Genomic DNA, 17,727 nt, shown 5'->3' with positions numbered 1-17,727 from the left:
TCTTCCTCGCGAGGAACCTTCTCATACGGTGCTGATCAGAGGCTACAACCGGTTTGTAGCTGGTCGCCCGGCCTGGGGCGGTGCGACCCGTTTGGGAAGAACCGAAAGGGCTCTCATGTCGAACGACGTAACGACACCCGACGGCGGCGCTCCGATGGCGCCCCCGCCGCGGACGAGCAGGCGGCGGGCGCTCTGGGTCGCCACCGGCGTGGCCGGGCTGACCGGCGTCGTCGGGCTGGCGGCGCTCGGCGGTCTCGCCGCCCGCGACGACAATCCCGGCACCGAACCGGTGGCGGACAACCACGCCGCCGCGCCGCAGAGCGCCGGCGACGACTCCCGCGGCGAGCGCGGGAAGGGCGGCGAGAAGGCCGAGGACGGGTACGGCAAGGACCGTGGTGAGGAAGGCCGTGACCGCGGCGAGTGGGGCAAGGACGGCAAGGACGACCACGGCAAGACCCGCGACGTCGCCTGCGACGACGACGCCCTGGTCGACGCCCTCGAACTGGCCAACCGCGACCACGGCGGCACCCTGAAGCTCGCCGAGAACTGCACCTACGAACTCGGCGTCAAGGACCGCAAGGTCGGCTCCGCCCTGCCCGAGATCAAGCAGGACGTCACCATCAAGGGCAACGGCTCCACCATCAAGCGCGACGCCGAAGACACCTTCCGCATCTTCCGCGTCGTCGACGGCGGCGACCTCACCCTCAAGGACCTCACCGTCTCCGGCGGCAACGCCAACGAGTTCAAGTACCCGGGGCCGTCCGTGCCGGAGGCCGCCGACCTAGCCGAGCTGGACGCCAAGCGGGTCGAGGGCGACGGCGGCGCGCTGCTCGTCGAGCGCGGCGGCAGCGCCCACCTGCACAACGTCAAGCTCGTCGACAACAACGCCGAGGGCGACGGCGGCGCCGTGGCCAACTACGGCCGCACCTGGCTCAAGGAGAGCAAGGTCGTCGGCAACCACGCCCAGGGCGACGGCGGCGGCATCTTCAACGAGGGCATCCTCAAGGTCGAGGAAACCCACGTCGACGACAACACCGCAGGCGGCAACGGCGGCGGCATCGCCAACGGCAGCGGTGAGCACCACGACGGGCCGGTCGACCTGGCCTCGGCCGCGAAGGCCGACAAGGGCGAGCACGGCAAGCACCACGCGGGCACCGTCGAGATCATCGGGGCGTACGAGGGCAAGGACGCCTCGCTGAGCACGCTGAGCCACAACCGGGCGGGTCGCAACGGTGGTGGTCTGTTCAGCAGCGGCGGCTGGGTCACCGTCTCGTTCACCGCGATCGGTGGCAACGTCGCCTGCGAGAACGGTGGCGGCGTCTACGCCGAGACCACCGACCTGCTGCTGGAGAAGGTCCACGTGGCGGGCAACCACGCCGACGGCGACGGCGGCGGCGTGGTGACGACCGGCGGGCGGGACTGGGCCGGCAACGGCGCCGAGAAGGACGGCCTGGCGGGCAGTGCCACGATCGCCGACAGCGCCGTCGTGGACAACACGGCCGGCCGCTTCGGTGGTGGCATCTTCAACGGTGAGTGGCTCATCAAGATCGAGGACGGCTTCCTCACCCGCGAGCACGACAAGGACGACAACGCCACCCTCACCATCCGCGACACCGACATCAAGGGCAACACCGCCCTCAACGGCGGCGGCATCTTCAACAACAAGGCGAAGATCACCCTGACCAAGACCCACGTCACCAAGAACACCGCCACCGACTCCAGCAAGCTCCACCGGGTCGCCGGCGGCGTCCTCAACAACGAAGGACGCGTCAAGCTCGACGACAAGTCCCTCATCAGCAACAACGACCCGACCAACTGCGCCAACACCGTCGAGGACTGCTTCAACTGAACCGCACCACCACATAACCGGGGAGCCCTTCTCGCCGTCGTGCGAGGAGGGCTCCCACCCCGGAGCGGCCCGGCCGACCGCCGTGTCCCCCGCCGGGGCGTCCGGACCGCACTGCGCCCGCCCATCCCACCCGCACCCTTATGCGGGTTTTTTTCGTGTATGGCCGCGAGGCGAAGAAGGTTCTCATACGGTCATCTTCAGCAGCTACAACCGATTTGTAGCGAAGGCCGCCTCGCCGAGGCGAAGCGACCTTGTCAGGTACAAGGAGAGGGCAGAGAGCTCCGATGTCCAACTACCTTCGCAATAACGATGACGCCACCAGCAAGACCATCTCCCCGCTCCGGCGTCGCCGGATGTGGCTCGCCACCGGCGTCGTGGGCCTGACCGGAGCGGTCAGCCTCGCCGGCGTGGCCTACGCGACCACCGGGGCCACCGGCCCGCACCGCCTCGCCGACGTCAAGTGGTCGACCACGCAGCAGCTCAGCGCCGATGACCACGGCGACAAGGGCGAGTACGGCCGGGACGGCTACGACAAGGACGGGCACGACAAGGACTGGAACGGCAAGGACGGCAAGGACCGTGGCCAGGAAGGCCGTGACCGCGGCGAGTGGGGCCCGGACAAGGGCAAGGACGGCAAGGACGACCACGGCAAGACCCGCGACGTCGCCTGCGACGACGACGCCCTGGTCGACGCCCTCGAACTGGCCAACCGCGACCACGGCGGCACCCTGAAGCTCGCCGAGAACTGCACCTACGAACTCGGCGTCAAGGACCGCAAGGTCGGCTCCGCCCTGCCCGAGATCAAGCAGGACGTCACCATCAAGGGCAACGGCTCCACCATCAAGCGCGACGCCGAAGACACCTTCCGCATCTTCCGCGTCGTCGACGGCGGCGACCTCACCCTCAAGGACCTCACCGTCAAGGGCGGCAACGCCAACGAGTTCAAGTACCCGGGTGGCGGGGCTCCCGGCGGCGGCCAGCCGCCGGCCGCCGCCCCGGCTGCCGCTCCGGCCGCTCCGGCGGTCGCGGCACCGGCCGCCGCCCCGGCTGTCGCGGCCCCGGCCGCGGCGACCACCGCCGCCGCTGTCACGCCCGTTGCCGACGGCATGAACGGCGGCAAGGACGACGACAAGCGGGTCGAGGGTGACGGCGGCGCGCTGCTCGTCGAGCGTGGCGGCAGCGCCTACCTGGACAACGTCAAGCTCGTCGACAACAACGCCGAGGGCGACGGCGGCGCCGTGGCCAACTACGGCCGCACCTGGCTCAAGGAGAGCAAGGTCGTCGGCAACCACGCCCAGGGCGACGGCGGCGGCATCTTCAACGAGGGCATCCTCAAGGTCGAGGAAACCCACGTCGACGACAACACCGCAGGCGGCAACGGCGGCGGCATCGCCAACGGCAGCGGCCTGTCCGGTGGGCACGGCCCGGCGGCCTCCGCCGCGCCGAAGGGCTACGACCCGAAGGGCAAGCACCACGCGGCCGGGATCGTCGAGATCTTCGGTTCCGACCACGGCAAGGACGGCGTCAAGTCCAGCCTGTCGGACAACCGCGCCGGCAAGAACGGTGGCGGTCTGTTCAGCAGCGGCGGCACCGTCACGGTCTCCTTCACCGCGATCACGGGCAACACCGCCTGCGAGAACGGCGGCGGCGTGTACGCCGAGAACACCGACCTGCTCCTGGAGAAGGTCCACGTCGCCAAGAACCACGCCGACGGCGACGGCGGCGGTGTGGTGGTCACCGGTGGCAAGCACTGGGGCTACCCGGAGAACAAGGAGCACGCCAGCGCCACGATCGCCGACAGCAAGATCGTCGACAACACCGCCAACCGCTTCGGTGGTGGCATCTTCAACGGTGAGTGGCTCATCAAGATCGAGGACGGCTTCCTCACCCGCGAGCACGACAAGGACGACAACGCCACCCTCACCATCCGCGACACCGACATCAAGGGCAACACCGCCCTCAACGGCGGCGGCATCTTCAACAACAAGGCGAAGATCACCCTGACCAAGACCCACGTCACCAAGAACACCGCCACCGACTCCAGCAAGCTCCACCGGGTCGCCGGCGGCGTCCTCAACAACGAAGGACGCGTCAAGCTCGACGACAAGTCCCTCATCAGCAACAACGACCCGACCAACTGCGCCAACACCGTCGAGGACTGCTTCAACTGACCTGACGGTCGACAGGTAACGCGACCGGCCCCCTGCCACGTGACGTGGCAGGGGGCCGGTCGGCCGTGCGGTCAGCTCTGGACGAACACCGCCACGCTGCGCGCGGGTACGGTGAACGTGCCGGCGGCCCGGTCGAACGACGCGGTACGCAGCGCCGGGTCGGCCGAGTTCCGCAGCACCGGGTGCAGCGCCACGTTCGCCCCGCGCAGCCCGGTGACCGTCTGCTTCGCCGTCTCCGGCGTGGCGTTGAAGACGACGGTCACCGACTTCCACGTCCCGTCCAGCCCGCGGGCGTCGAGGGTCATGGTGAGCACGCCCGGCGTCTCAGTCGTCCCGGAAAGCGGGAACGCCACCCGCTTCTGCACCTGCTCGGCGGTGTCGAGCCCGAACACCGGCGAGGACCGGCGCACGCGCAGCAGCTCCGCGTACCGGGCGTTCGCCAACTCGATCGCCGCGCAGTCCGGCACCAGCAACGGGTCGGCCAGCAGCGGCTTCGCGTACGACCACTTGTCGCGGTTGTCGGCCTCCGGTGGCAGGCCGGCACCGAACCCGTTGCCCTGGGCGCAGTCCCAGCGGATCTGGTTGAACCAGTCCCCCGAGTTGTACGAGTTGCGGTCCAGCGACTTCGAGCGCAGCCGCTCCGAGCCGGTGGTGACGAACCCGGCGCCCTGCCCGAGCGCCGTGGTCGCCAGCGCGAGCACCTGCATCCGGGCCCGGTCCTGCGCCGAGGTGCCCTGCGGCAGCTTGTACGCCAGCGCGTCGTACAGGATCTCGTTGTCGTGCGCGTCGACGTAGGTGACCGCCTCGCCCGGCGCGGCCGTGTATCCGGCCGGCGCGCCGTTGTAGTCGACCTGGGCGCCGGTGACCCGCTTGCCGGTGGAGTCGGTGAACCGGTAGCCGCGCAGGTTGCCGGTCAGCCCCACCTTGATCAGGTCGTGCTGGTGCAGCAGCCGGGCCCGCTGGTCCGCCGCCGAACCGTTCACGTCGTCGCCGTTGGGGTCGGTGTACAGGCCGGAGGCGAAGCCCTGCGCCCGCGGGTTGGCGTCGAACGGGCCGCCGCCGCGCACCGCGTCGCGGAGCCGGTCGTTGAACGTGCCGACGCCGGTACCGGCCATGTTGGCCTGGGTGGCCTGCGTGAAGCGGGCGTCGTCGGCGACCTCGCCGAAGTTCCAGCCCTCGCCGTAGAGCAGGATCTTGCGGCCGTCCACGCCGTCGCGGGCGAGCGTGAGCTTGTCCAGCGCGGCCCGTACGGCCAGGATGTTCGCCTTCGGGTGGTGGCCCATCAGGTCGAACCGGAAACCGTCCACCTTGTACGCCTTGGCCCAGGTGACCAGCGAGTCCACCACGAGCTTGCCCATCATGGCGTGCTCCGGGGCGGTGTTGGCACAGCAGGTGGAGTTGGCGACGGTCCCGTCCTCCAGGAGCCGGTGGTAGTAGCCCGGCACCACCTGGTCGAGCACCGACTTCGGGTCGGCGCCGGCGGCCGAGGTGTGGTTGTAGACCACGTCCATCACCACCCGCAGGCCGGCCTTGTTCACCCCGGCGACCATCTGCCGGAACTCGGTGGTGCGCTTGGCGCCGTTCGGGTCGACGGCGTACCCGCCCTCGGGCACCGTGTAGTGCAGCGGGTCGTACCCCCAGTTGTAGCCGTCGGTGCCGGCGACCGCCGCGACGCACTTCTGCTGCTCGTCGGAGTCCGGCGGCAGCGCGGCCAGGTCACAGTTCGGCCGGGCCTGGTCGGCCCGCTTCTCCGGGATGGTGGCGAAGTCGAAGGCCGGCAGCAGGTGCAGGTGGTTGACCCCGGCGTCGCCGAGCGCCCGCAGGTGCTTCATGCCCGCCGTGTTCGGGTCGGTGAACGCCAGATACGTCCCTCGCCGGTCGGCCGGAACTGTGGTGTCGGCGATGGAGAAGTCCCGCACCGACAGCTCGGAGATCTGGATCTTCGACGCCGGCGGGGCGGCCGGCTTGCGCAGGTTCGCCCAGCCGGCCGGCGCGAGCGCCGGATCGGTCAGGTCGACGATCTGGCTGTGCGTGGAGTTCGCCGCGAGCGCCACCGAGTAGGGGTCGGTCACCGACGCGGTGACCATCTTCTGCGTGGCCGGCTGCCACGCCTGCACCCGGTAGCGGTAGTAGCGGCCGTTCCACGCCTTCGTGCCGCGTACCGACCAGACGCCGGTGCGGTCGTCGCGGCGCATCGCCACAGTGGTCGGCTGGGCCGTGGGTGAGTCGAACAGCTCCAGCGAGACGGTCCGCGCGGTCGGCGCCCACACCGCCAGGGTGGGCACCCGCCCGGCGAACGTCGGGCCGAGCTTCGCGCCGGTCGCCGCCGCGTAGACGTCGTCGAGCACACCGGGAATCTGCACGCCGGTGGCGGCGAGCAGCGCGCCCTCGGCGTCCCGCTCGGTCACCACGAGCTGGCCGCGCAGCGCCGCCGGCACCTTGGCCAGGTCGGCGCGGTCCAGCGTGAAGGCGCGCGAGGCCCAGAGATGGGGGTACGCCTGCCGTTGCGCCTCGGTCAGCCCGTTGCGCTGCGCCCGCAGCCCGATGGTGGTGTACGTGCCGGTCAGCTCACCGTCGGCGAGGCCGATCCCACCGGCCGGAGCGACGGCGAGCGCGTACCGCCGCCCGTCGGTCGGCCCGGTGGGCCAGGCCACAGTGGACCTGTCGATCCAGTGCGCCTTCTGCTTGGTGATGTCGAGGTCCTTGGCGGCGCCGGACGTGGTGGTCGGCAGCAGCCGTCCCTTCACGCCGGCCAGGAGCCACACCTCACGCCCCGCGGAGGCGAAGTCGAGCCGCTGGTCATCGGGCTGATCCTTCTCGTCGCCTCGGTGGATGATGTAGCTCAGCCCGGTCGCACCCGCGGCCAGGGGCACCCGGAACACCGCGCCGTACGCGTCGATCTTCTCCGGCTTGAGCGGCGCGGCCCAGTCGGTCGGGGTGGCCGCGCCGTCCCACAGGTGCAGGCCCCAGCCGTCGTAGTTGCCGTCGGCCTTGCGCCAGTGGATCAGCGCCGTGTCCTGCGCGACGGGCGGGTCGGGCTCGCCGGTGGCGGCCTGCCGCGTCGGGTAGACCGCCGGGTCGCCCTGCTTGACCCAGACCTCGCCGGTCGCAGTCACGTCGATGGTGCGGTCGTTCGCGACGTCCTTGTTGCCGTCGCCGTCGATCACGAGGAAGCCGACCGACTTCGCGCCGGGCTTGAGCTTGACCCAGGCGAACCGGCCGTACGAGTCCTCACCGGCGAACGGCTGCCCGGCGGGCCACTGCGTCACGTACGCCGGGTCGATGTCGCCCCAGGCGTAGAGCCGCCAGTCGTCGTACCCGCCGGCCGGGCGCTGGTAGTGCACGATCGCCCAGTCCCGCGATTCGCCCTGGTCGGGGGTGCCGACGGTGCCGGTGGCGCGGGCGGTGGCGGTGCGGCCCTTGCCGTCGCGGACCACCGCCTTGTACTCCACGCGGGTGCCGCCGGGCAGGCCGGTCAGGTCGTGGTGCACGGTGTACGGCGCACGCTGCGCGGTGCCGAGCAGCGTCCACTTGCCGCCCGCGACCCGGGCGGCGAACGTGACGGTGGCGAGCGGGTCGCCGGTCACCTGGGCGGTGACGGCGGCCTTGCCCGGGACCGGGGTGTCGCCCGGCTCGGTGATCGTGACCTTCGGTGCCCCGGCCTGCGGGATCGCCCGGTCGGCCTTCAGCACCAGCGCCGACATCGCCGGTACGGTGACGCTCAGCTTGCCGTCCGCGCCGGCGGTCGCGCCCGCGGCGTCGCCGTACACGCCGGTGAAGCGGGCGCCGGCCGACCAGGTGTCCACGCTGACAGTCTGCGGGGTCGCGGCGTTGTTCACCGCGGCCACGTACTCGATCCGGTCGGACGGCAGGACGCGGGAGAACGCGAAGACGCCGGGCCCGTCGGCCGCGTACCGGGTCACCTGCACACCGTCGCGCAGCGCCGGGTGTGCCGACCGCAGCTTGCCCAGCTCGGCGATGGTCCGGTAGAGCGGGTGACGGGTGTCGTACTGGTCGACGGCGTGGGTGCGGGTGGTGCCGATCAGGTCGTCGTCGAGGTAGTCGGCGGTCCGCGAGGCGAACATGTCCTGCCGGGCGTCCTTGTCGCCGCCCGGTCCGGTGAAGCCCTGCTCGTCGCCGGAGTAGACGACCGGCTGGCCACGGGTGAGGAACATGAGCTGGTGGGCGAGCCTGCTGCGGTTCAGCTGGGCGGCGTCGTCACCACCGGCGGCGGCGACGAACGAGCCGATCCGGCCCATGTCGTGGTTGCCCAGGAACGTGGTGAGCCGGTTGGCGTTGGTGTCGCGCGCGGAGTACAGGTCGTCCTTGGCGTAGACGTCGGCGAGCGCCTTGGCCGAGCCGTCGGCGGCGGCGTACCCGCGTGCCGCCTCCTGAAACGAAAAGTCCAGCGTGGCGGGCAGTCCGCCCTGCCGCACGTAGGTGGACTGGATCTCCTGCTCGGCGCTGTAGACCTCGCCGAACATGAAGAAGTCCTTCTTGCCGGCCTTGGCCGCGGCGGCCTCGACGCCCCGGGCGAACTGCGGCCAGAAGTCGAGGTTCGTGTGCTTGACGGTGTCGAGGCGGAACCCGTCCACACCGGCCTTGCCGATCCACTCGGCGTAGATGTCGGTCATGCCGCGCACCACCTCGGGACGCTCGGTCCACAGGTCGTCGAGGCCGAAGAAGTCGCCGTACTCGCTGTTCTCCCCGGCGAAGGTGGAGTCACCGCGGTTGTGGTACATGGTCGGGTCGTTCAGCCACGCCGGGACCTTGACCTTCGCGTCGGCCGGGGTGGCGAACACCGGGGTGTACGGGAACGACGTCGAGTTCACGGCCGGGAACTTCCGGGTGCCGTCGGCGTAGTTGCAGTCCTCGAAGGGGCGCCCCTGCGCGTCGCGGTACGGCGCGGTCTTCTTGTCCACGTAGCCGTACTTGTCCTCGGCGTACCGGATGACGTCGGCGGTGTGGTTGACGATGATGTCGAGGTAGACCTTGATGCCCCGGCGGTGGGCGAGGTCGACCAGCTTCTTCAGCTCCGCGTTGGTGCCGAAGTGCGGGTCGACCTGGGTGAAGTCGGTGATCCAGTAGCCGTGGTAGCCGGCCGAGACGTCGGCGCCGGTGCCCTGCACGGGCCGGTTCTTGAAGATCGGGGCGAGCCAGATGGCGGTGGTGCCGAGCCCCTGGATGTAGTCCATCCGGTCGATCAGGCCCTTGAGGTCGCCGCCGTGGTAGAAGCCCTTGTCGGCCGGGTCGTGGCCGGTGGTGAGCCGGCCGCCGGTCAGGCCGCCGGTGTCGTTGCGCTTGTCGCCGTTGGCGAAGCGGTCCGGCAGGACGAAGTAGAACTGCTCCGCCTTCTTGGTGCTGGTGGCGGCCTTGAGCAGCGCGTCGGGGGACGGCTCGCGGTTCCACTGCGGAGCGTTGCCGGCGGCCAGCACGTCGGGGGTGGCGGCGGCCGGGCCGGTGGCGTCGGCGCCGAGCTGGTGGAGGGCCACCGGCACGCCGACGAGAGTGAGTACGAGGGAGGTGACCAGGGCGAGCAGCGCCTTGGGGGATATCGGCGGCGGTTTCATCGACGGCCTTTCTCTGGTCGCTGATTCGCCCGCACGCTAGCCCTTGCCGAAACATTCTGCAATACCTTGCAAACACTGCCGCAACAAAGCAGCCACCTTGCAAGAGGAGGCACCGACGCCGGGCCCTACCGGGCCGTGCGACCTAGCGTTCGGCGCAGGATGTGCCGTCGACGGTGCAGCTCACCGGGCGGGTGCCGGCCCGCTCGATGTGGAACCGCACCGGCAGCGACTGCCCGGGGGCCAGGTCGAACCCGCTGCGGTAGGTGAACACGCCGTCGTCGAAGCGGAACACGCCCTGCTCGGCGCCCTCGACCCAGGCGGTGACCAGCCGGCCACCGGGGAACACCGCACGGATCGTCCAGCCGTGCGCCGTACGCGCGGTGTTTACCAGCAGCACCTCACCGATGAAGCCGCCGTCGAACGCACTCGCCACGCTGTACCGGCCGGTCACCGCGGACGGCGGCGCGGACGGAGACGGCGGGGGCAGCACCGGCCGGGCCACACCCCGAGGGCTCGGAGTCGACGCGGCCGGCGTCGGCCGGGCGGGCAGCACCGTGGACCGGGGCGACAGACCCGGCACCACCGGGGCGGTGGCGGACACCGACGACGGACCGGTGGCACCGGCCGCCGTGGGCGTCGGCGGGACCTGCGGCAGCGACATCACCGGATCGGCCGGACCGGCTGCCGGGAACGTACTGCGGCCCCGCACCGAGCCGAGCGCCACCACCAGCAGGACCACCATCACGACCACGCCGGCGGCGACGAGGATCCAGGGAGACGAGGTCATGGCAGCTCCGGGCTGCGGACCGGGGCGGCGCGTGCGGGACATGGTCCTCCTGTCGGGGGTCCGGGCCAGCGTAGCCACCCGGACCGGGTGGCGGCGAGCGTCCCGCCCGAGCCCTGCCGCACGGTGCCTCGCACCTGATACCTTGCACGCCGATCAATGACCACAATGGCTCGTCGAGCCGGTAGGACGGATAGCCAGTGACTGAGTGGCAGGACAGTATCCGGCGGGCGTCCGCGACGGACGCCGCCGTCGTGACGGCGATTCTCGCCGAGGCTTTCATGCGGGATCCGGTGAGCGGCTGGGTCTTCCCCGACGACGACCATCGCGCGCGGGTCCACCGCGCCTTCTTCGCACCGTTCGTCGCGCTGGCGCTGCGCACCGGTGAGGTGTACATCGCCGGTGACGGGCTGGGCGTCACGCTCTGGCTGCCCACCGGCGAGGGCCACGACGCCGAGGACGGCGACGAGTTCGACGGGATGGAGACCGCCATCGGCGCGGAGGCCATGAAGCGGTTCGGCACGCTCGACGAGATGATGAGCGCCCAGCACCCCGGAGAGCCGCACTGGTACCTGCCCTTCATCGGGGTGCACCCGGACCATCACGGCAAGGGCGTCGGGTCGGCGCTGCTGCGTAACAAGCTGGCCGAGCTGGATCAGGCCGGCACCGCGGCGTACCTGGAAGCCAGCTCGCCGCGCAACGCCGCGCTCTACGAGCGGCTCGGATTCCGGCGCCGCCCGGTCACGCTGGACCTGCCGGAAGGCCCCAGCCTCCAGCCGATGTGGCGCGACCCGGCCTGACCGGTGCCGTCCCGCCCCGGCTCGGCCCGGGGCGGGACGTCAGCGCCGTACCGTCGTGGTGGTGACGTCGAGCGCGCCCACGACGGCGGCGAGCAGCCCCTCGAGCTGAGCCGGCAGGAACCGGCGGCAGTCGCGCATCCGCGTGGCCACCTGTGGGTCGAAGATGTGCGCGGCCAGGCCGACCGCCTCGGCGAGCGTCGCCAGCAGCAGCGTGCCAGGGTCCAGCTCGGCCGGGGACGAGTGCATCAGCATCGCGGTCAGCCGCACCCGCGGTGACGCCGCCTGGTTCGGGTCGATGGCCGGCCAGCGCACCGTCCGGCCGATCAGTTTGCCCTGCTCCCGGCGCAGGACGCCGGCGGTGACCAGCCGGGTGCCCACCCGCTCGTTGATGTTGAGCTGGGTCCGCAGGTAACGGATCCACAGCCGGGCCGGATGCGCGCCCTCGCGGCGCAGGATCTCGGTGATCAGCAGGTCGGTGAGCGGCTCCTGCCACAGCCGCGGGTCGACAGCGGCGATCCCCCCTCCGTCGAGGGCGATCCGGCCCTCGAACATCAGCTCGGCGAGCGCGGCGCCGGCCAGCCCGCACTCCAGCCGGTCGACGGCGACGTGTGGCTTGCCGGTGAACTCGTCGTGTCCGATAAGGAACAGCGCATCCGCAAGCCGGTAAGTGGCCTGTGCCCCGGGGTAGGTCATGGTCCATCCTCGAACGGTGGCCGTGATCGTCGACACGGGACGGTACGGCATGACCACGCACAGCTCAATTCCGGGCGATCACGCGCACCCCAATCGATATCGAAGCGGGGTTGTCACGATACGTGATCACCAATACCCTGCTTCAGGTTGTTCCGAAGTAGACACCTCAATCCCCTCACTCCCTCCCCTGGAGAAGCCTTGTCCTCCGATCCGTTCTTCTCCGACGGTGGGCTGCGCCGCGGTCGTCTCGGCACCGCTCACCTCGTCTTCTTCACCGTCGCCGCGTCCGCCCCGCTGACCGTTCTCGGCGGTGGTGTCACCACCATGTACGCGGTCAGCGGCAACATCGGCGCCGCGCTCGGATACGTGCTCCTCGCCGCCGTACTGGCCGTCTTCGCCACCGGCTACGCCGCGATGAGCCGGTACGTCGCCAACGCGGGCGCCTTCTACGCGTACATCGCCAACGGCCTCGGCCGGGCCGGCGGGGTGGCCGGCTCGGCTGTCGCGCTCGCGGCGTACAACGCGATCCAGATCGGTCTGTACGGCCTGCTCGGCGCGATCCTCGGCGACTTCATGGACGCCAAGACCGGCATCAGCCTCGACTGGTGGGTCTGGGCGCTGCTGGCCTGGGTGTTCATCGGCGCGCTCGGCGTCCTGCGCATCGACCTCAACGCCACGGTCCTCGCCGTCCTGCTCATCCTCGAGTGCGTGGCCGTGCTGATCTTCGACCTGGTGGCCTTCGCCAACCCCGACGGCGGCACCGTCACCACCGCCGGCATCAGCCCCGGCCACCTGTTCGGCGCCGGCTTCGGCGCGGTGCTCGCGTTCACCATCGCCTCCTTCACCGGCTTCGAGAGCGGCGCGATCTACAGCGAAGAGGTCAAGGACCCGCGGCGCACCGTGGCTCGCGCCACCTACATCGCGGTCGCGTTCACCGGCCTGTTCTACGCCTTCTCGGCCTGGGCGCTCACCGTGCTCACCGGGCCGGAGAACGCCCCGGCGGCCAGCGCCGAGGCGGGTCCGGGCATCATCTTCGGCGCGCTCGACCAGTACACCGGCGCCGTCGTCGCCGACATCGCCAACGTCCTGTTCATCACCAGCGTGCTGGCCGCCCTGCTGTCGTTCCACAACGGCGTGGCGCGTTACCTGTTCGCGCTGGGCCGGGAGCGGGTCCTGCCGCGCTTCCTCGGCGCCACCTCCAGCCGCAGCGGCGCCCCGGTCGCGGGCTCGGTGATGCAGAGCATCCTCGCCGTGGTGGTGTTCCTGGCGTTCGCGATGACCGGCCGTGACCCGGTCATCGACCTGTTCACCTGGCTGTCCGGCGCGGCGGCGGTCGGCGTCGTGCTGCTGATGACGCTCACCTCGGCCTCCGTGGTGGGCTTCTTCCGGGGCCGTCCCGGCCCGGAGAGCGCGTGGCAGCGGGCGATCGCGCCGGGGCTCGGCACGGTCCTGCTCACCGCCGTGCTGCTGGTGCTGCTGTTCAACTTCGACGCGCTGCTCGCCCCCGACACGGCGAGTTACCTGAAGTGGCTGCTGCCGGCGATCCCGGTGGCGGCGGGGGTGCTCGGCCTGATCTGGGGCGTGATCCTGCGTACCAGCCGGCCGGAGACCTACCGCCGGATCGGCCAGGTCACCGAGGAGGGCCTGCACGAGCCCGGCCTGCACCCGGCCCCCGAGGCCGACCGCTGGGCCGGCGCCCACCACCGCTGACGCCCGTCGGTGCGGCGGCCGGCCCGCGTGGCCGGCCGCCGCACCACCACGATCAGGCGGTACGGATGACGGTGCAGATCACCGGGCCGTCCTCGGTGGTGCGCAGCAGGTAGCGGTAGCGCTCGCCGGGCACCGCGCCGCCCTGGCTGTCCAGGAACTCCCAGCGCACCGCCACCTCGGTGAGCAGCGCCGAGATCTGCTGCACGTCCTCGATCTGCGCGTTCGCCGCGACGAGTTCCCGCTCCTGGTAGTCCGGGGCGGCGCCGACGAAGCTGAGCGCCACCGCCGCCGGCGAGGTGAACGAGAAGCTGTAGGTGTCGGCGACCACCAGCCCGGGCAGGGCGTAGCAGCCGGCGATGGCCGGCACGTCGGCGGTGGTCAGCGCCACGCCGTACCGGTCGAAGAAGTCGGTGAGCGTGTCGAGGTCGGTGGAAGCCGTCACGACGCTCCTCATTACCGGCGCGCCCTCGCGGCAAACCTTCCTCAGCGCGGCGGGATCCGCACCTCGATCTCGGCGCCGAGGTGCGCGCCGCCGCGCAGCGCCAGGTCGTCGCCGCTCCAGAACCGGCCCGGGTCGTACCAGTTGGGCCGCCGCCCGGCGGGCAGCAGACCCATCGCCTCGTAGGTCACCGCGACCACCTCGGCGCAGTACGCCGTCTCCAGTGCTGCCGCGTTCTCCCTACCGGTGTCGCCGATCCCGCTGGTGTCGCCGGTCTCGGCTCGGTCGCCGGTATCGCCTCTTTCGATGATCTTGCTCAGGATGCCCATCTGGTTCCGGTCGCCGGCCCTGCCCCGCAGGCCGCCGAGGCTCAGGCGGCGCGGGTGCGGCAACCGGCCCCGGGCCCACCGCCAGGCGAGCTGCGCGGTGGACGGGAACGGCGTCCCGTCCAGACGCGCCACGGTACGCAGCACCGCCTCCTCCATCGCCGTGTCGGCCGGCGGTTCGAGCTGGCGCAGCCAGCCCCGCTGGCCGTACCGGTTGGCCCAGACGCAGACCGCGTCCCGCAGGTCGTGCAGCTGCACGCCGCGCTGGTGGGTGCCGGTCCACATGTCCGGCAGCGAACGGCCCAGCTCGGCGTGCCACATCAGCGGCGGCATGTCGTCGAGCACCACGGCCATGCCGACGTGGTTCACCGGGCTGTTCGTGGTGAGCTGGATGGCCCGGTCGGGCACGCTGCGTCCGCGGAACACCCACAGATCGCCGGTGCGGGTCAGCTCCACGGCCTCGTCCAGGCTGATGCTCATGGAGGACTACCCTATGCGGATGCGGCAACGGATGCGGTGGTGGAAGGTACTCGGTCTCGCGGGTCTCGCCGGCGTCGCGGCGACCGGAGTGGTGGTGGCCCGGGCCGAGCGTCGGCGCCGGGCGTACACGCCGGAGGAGATCCGGGACCGGCTGCGCGAACGGCACGCCAAGGCCTCGCCGCCGTCCTGACGGGACGGTCGCGGACGGCGGATTCTCCTACCATTGTCATGATGGGAACCGTTTTCTGGGAGAGCCCGTTCGTCCTCGATCCCCCACCTGCCGCCGTGGAGCGGCACGGCGACGTCGACCTGCACGTGCCCACCGGCGACGGCCGGCATCCCGCCGTCGTGGTCGTGCACGGCGTACCGGGGCCGCCCGAGGCCCCCGACGCACGTGACTGGCCGCTCTACCGCGGCTACGGCGCGCTGCTCGCCGAGGCGGGCGTGCTGGCCGCGATCCCCCGGCTCACCGTGGCGAGCCCGGACGACCTGTACACGGTCGCCGCCCGGGTGGCCGCCGCCGCCGAACTGCTCCGCGCCGACCCGCGCGTCGACCCCGACCGGCTCGGCCTCTGGTTCTTCTCCGGCGCCGGCCTGCTGCTCGGCGACTGGCTCCGTGACCCGCCCGCCTGGCTGCGCGGCGTGGCCGCCACCTACCCGCTGCTGGCGCCGCTGCCCGGATGGCCGCCGGTGGACCCGCGCTTCCGCCCGGTCGACGCGCTGGACCAGCCCGCCGCTCCGTCCGGCACGGCCTCTCCCGACTCTCCCGTCGACGCCGCGCATGCGGAGGGCGCGGCGCGGCCGACGCTCGTGCTGACCCGGGCGGGTCGGGAACGGCCCGAGGTCGCTCCCACCGTCGAGGCGTTCACTGTGGTCGCGCGGCGGCGCGGCATCCCGCTGTGCGTGGTGGACGTGCCGAACGGGCAGCACGGATTCGACGCGCTCGACCACACCGAGGAGTCCCGGGCCGCAGTCCGCACCGCCCGCGACACCTTGATCGCCCTGCTCACCGCCCCCTGACCCCGGCCGCCCCCGCCCACCGCCCACTTCCCAGGATCGCCGTCCCGCAGAGCGGAACGCACAAAGATCTTGGTAGGAAACGGCCCTCATAGGGGCCGTTTCCTACCAAGATCTCCACCACCCCAAGGGGTGACCGCGAGCAGGGGCGCCCCAGAAGCACCACAGCCCCAACCCCACCGCCCCCACCGCGTCGATCATGAAGTTGGCGGCGACAAATCGGCCTCCAGCCACCGCCAACTTCATGATCGACGGGGCAGGGCAGGCGCGCGGCATCGCGCGCAGCCCCTTCACCCGTGCAACCGGTCACCCCGGTCACCCGGCCCAACCGGTCCACCGCGCCCTGCCCCTGCCCCGCCGCCGGTCGCCCCGCCCATCGCCCAGCCGGCCCGGACTGCCTGCCCGAACCGCCCCGCCTGCCCGGCCGGCTCCGGGCCCGCCACGCCCCGCCCTGCCGACCCGGCCCTCCCCCATCCGCCCCGCCCCACCCTCACTCCGCGTCGGTGATCAAGGAGTTTGTGTCACTGCGGGAGCCCTCACAGGACACAAACTCCTTGATCACCGCACGGGGGCGGGCCAGCGCGAGGGCGGGCGGGCGCGAGGGTGGAGTGGCGGGAGGGCGAGTCGGCGCGAGGGCGGGACGGCGTGAGGAGAGCGCGCTGCGCCCTGGCCGGTGATGCCCTGGGAGCGCTGGACTGGTCGTCCGCCTTCGGGCGGGGCGGTTGGGTGTCCGGCGTCAGCGGTCGGTGGCTGGGACCGGGGTGGGCTGGTCGGGGGCTTCGGCCTGGGGCAGGCGCTTGGCGCGGCGGCGCAGCCACGCGGTGCTTGCCACGCCGGCCAGCACGGCCAGCACCAATCCGGCCCAGGAGATGTCCTTGAGCCAATGCTCGGCGGCCTGCCCGACGTAGAACAACAGGTAGGTGGTGCCGAACGCCCAGACCAGCCCGCCCGCGGCGTTCGCGACCAGGAACCGGCGGTACGGCACACGCAGTGCTCCGGCTAGCGGGCCCGCCAGGATGCGCAGCAGCGCGACGAACCGCCCGAAGAACACCGCCCAGACGCCGTGCCGGGCGAAGCTCAACTCGGCGCGGGCCAGGTGTGCCGGGCCGAGGTGTTTCGGGAAGCGCCGGCCGAGCCGTTCCAGCAGGGGACGGCCACCACGGCGGCCCACGGCGTACCCGATGGAGTCGCCGACGATGGCGCCGGTCGCCGCGGCGGCGGCCACCCACTCGGGCCCGACGGCGCCGGTGGCGGCGAGCAGGGCGGCGCTGACCAGCACGATCTCGCCGGGCAGCGGGATGCCCATGCTCTCCACGCCGATGACCGCGCCCACGAGCAGGCAGATCAGGCCCGGTGGGAGCGCGGCGAGCCAGTGCTGTACGTCGACCACCCGCCGACCCTACCCGCGCCCGGTCACCCGGCGGGGGCCAAGAACTCCAGCCGGTTGCCGTGCGGGTCGTACGTGTGGAACCGCCGCATGCCGGGAATCTCGTCGTCGCCCCAGGTCACGGCGTGTCCGGCGGCGTCGAGGCGGGCGGCCAGCTCGTCCAGGTCGGGCCGCACCAGCGCGGGGTGCGCCTTGCGGGCCGGACGGAAGTCGTCCTCGACGCCCAGGTGCAGCTCGGCGTCGTACCCGGTGAACCAGCAACCGCCGCGGGCGGCGAGGGCCGGGGGTTTGGGCTTCTCGGTGAGGCCGAGCAGGCCGGCGTAGAAGGAGCGGGACGCGTCCTCGGAGCCGCGGGGGCAGGCGAGCAGGACGTGATGGATCATGGTGGCACCTCCTCGTCCCGCAGCGTGGCACGAGGTTGCGTGGATAGCAAGACGGACGTACGGTTTTGTTAAGACCGACGCAGGTAAGTGTTGCCTAAGCACGGCGGCGCTCCGGTCG

13 protein-coding genes are annotated in these 17,727 nt (G+C 71.6%); 6 read left to right on the top strand and 7 right to left on the bottom strand.

Features of this window, described 5'->3' with window-relative positions; all coding sequences use genetic code 11:
* Nucleotides 1-115 precede the first annotated feature (115 nt).
* Entirely contained in the window at nucleotides 116-1,849 is a 1,734-nt protein-coding gene (locus tag O7607_RS22230) for a hypothetical protein (protein ID WP_269705109.1), read from the top strand.
* A gap of 284 nt (nucleotides 1,850-2,133) precedes the next feature.
* Entirely contained in the window at nucleotides 2,134-4,020 is a 1,887-nt protein-coding gene (locus tag O7607_RS22225; protein ID WP_269705108.1) for a hypothetical protein, read from the top strand.
* A 71-nt stretch (nucleotides 4,021-4,091) separates the two neighbouring features.
* On the opposite strand, the gene pulA is transcribed toward O7607_RS22225, so the two are convergent.
* Complete coding sequence (gene pulA, locus O7607_RS22220; RefSeq protein ID WP_269705106.1) at nucleotides 4,092-9,590, bottom strand: pullulanase-type alpha-1,6-glucosidase; 5,499 nt, start codon at nucleotides 9,588-9,590, stop codon at nucleotides 4,092-4,094.
* A 142-nt stretch (nucleotides 9,591-9,732) separates the two neighbouring features.
* A complete protein-coding gene (locus O7607_RS22215) occupies nucleotides 9,733-10,377 on the bottom strand; it encodes a cellulose binding domain-containing protein (RefSeq protein WP_269705105.1) in 645 nt (214 codons plus the stop codon).
* Between the two features lie 197 nt (nucleotides 10,378-10,574).
* Between O7607_RS22215 and O7607_RS22210 the strand changes: the two genes are divergently transcribed.
* Nucleotides 10,575-11,174 carry a GNAT family N-acetyltransferase gene (locus tag O7607_RS22210; protein ID WP_269705103.1) on the top strand — a complete coding sequence of 200 codons (600 nt, stop codon included), beginning with the start codon at nucleotides 10,575-10,577 and terminating at the stop codon, nucleotides 11,172-11,174.
* Between the two features lie 39 nt (nucleotides 11,175-11,213).
* Here the strand turns inward: O7607_RS22210 and O7607_RS22205 are convergent, their stop codons facing one another.
* A complete protein-coding gene (locus O7607_RS22205) occupies nucleotides 11,214-11,867 on the bottom strand; it encodes a GOLPH3/VPS74 family protein (RefSeq protein ID WP_128137146.1) in 654 nt (217 codons plus the stop codon).
* A 198-nt stretch (nucleotides 11,868-12,065) separates the two neighbouring features.
* Here O7607_RS22205 and O7607_RS22200 point away from each other — a divergent pair, with 198 nt between their 5' ends.
* A complete protein-coding gene (locus O7607_RS22200; protein ID WP_269705101.1) occupies nucleotides 12,066-13,577 on the top strand; it encodes an APC family permease in 1,512 nt (503 codons plus the stop codon).
* Between the two features lie 52 nt (nucleotides 13,578-13,629).
* On the opposite strand, the gene O7607_RS22195 is transcribed toward O7607_RS22200, so the two are convergent.
* Both O7607_RS22195 and O7607_RS22190 read right to left on the bottom strand, forming a co-directional pair.
* Complete coding sequence (locus tag O7607_RS22195; RefSeq protein WP_030274248.1) at nucleotides 13,630-14,019, bottom strand: hypothetical protein; 390 nt, start codon at nucleotides 14,017-14,019, stop codon at nucleotides 13,630-13,632.
* Nucleotides 14,020-14,060: 41 nt separating this feature from the next.
* On the bottom strand, nucleotides 14,061-14,822 hold the full coding sequence (locus O7607_RS22190; RefSeq protein ID WP_269705099.1) for a hypothetical protein: 762 nt from the start codon (nucleotides 14,820-14,822) through the stop codon (nucleotides 14,061-14,063).
* Here O7607_RS22190 and O7607_RS22185 point away from each other — a divergent pair.
* Nucleotides 14,821-15,012, top strand: coding sequence for a hypothetical protein (locus O7607_RS22185; protein WP_269705098.1), 192 nt, complete (start codon nucleotides 14,821-14,823; stop codon nucleotides 15,010-15,012). The genes O7607_RS22190 and O7607_RS22185 overlap by 2 nt on opposite strands.
* Nucleotides 15,013-15,053: 41 nt before the next feature.
* A complete protein-coding gene (locus tag O7607_RS22180) occupies nucleotides 15,054-15,842 on the top strand; it encodes a hypothetical protein (protein ID WP_269705097.1) in 789 nt (262 codons plus the stop codon).
* 733 nt (nucleotides 15,843-16,575) lie between these two features.
* Here the strand turns inward: O7607_RS22180 and O7607_RS22175 are convergent.
* The gene (locus O7607_RS22175; protein WP_269705096.1) at nucleotides 16,576-17,229 is read right to left on the bottom strand and encodes a DedA family protein; all 654 of its coding nucleotides are present in this window, start codon (nucleotides 17,227-17,229) and stop codon (nucleotides 16,576-16,578) included.
* A 23-nt stretch (nucleotides 17,230-17,252) separates the two neighbouring features.
* Entirely contained in the window at nucleotides 17,253-17,609 is a 357-nt protein-coding gene (locus O7607_RS22170; RefSeq protein WP_269705095.1) for a VOC family protein, read from the bottom strand.
* Nucleotides 17,610-17,727: the final 118 nt, after the last annotated feature.

It is taken from the genome of Micromonospora sp. WMMA1949, assembly GCF_027460145.1.
GTDB lineage: Bacteria > Actinomycetota > Actinomycetes > Mycobacteriales > Micromonosporaceae > Micromonospora.
This window is presented reverse-complemented; position numbering and strand designations above follow the sequence as displayed.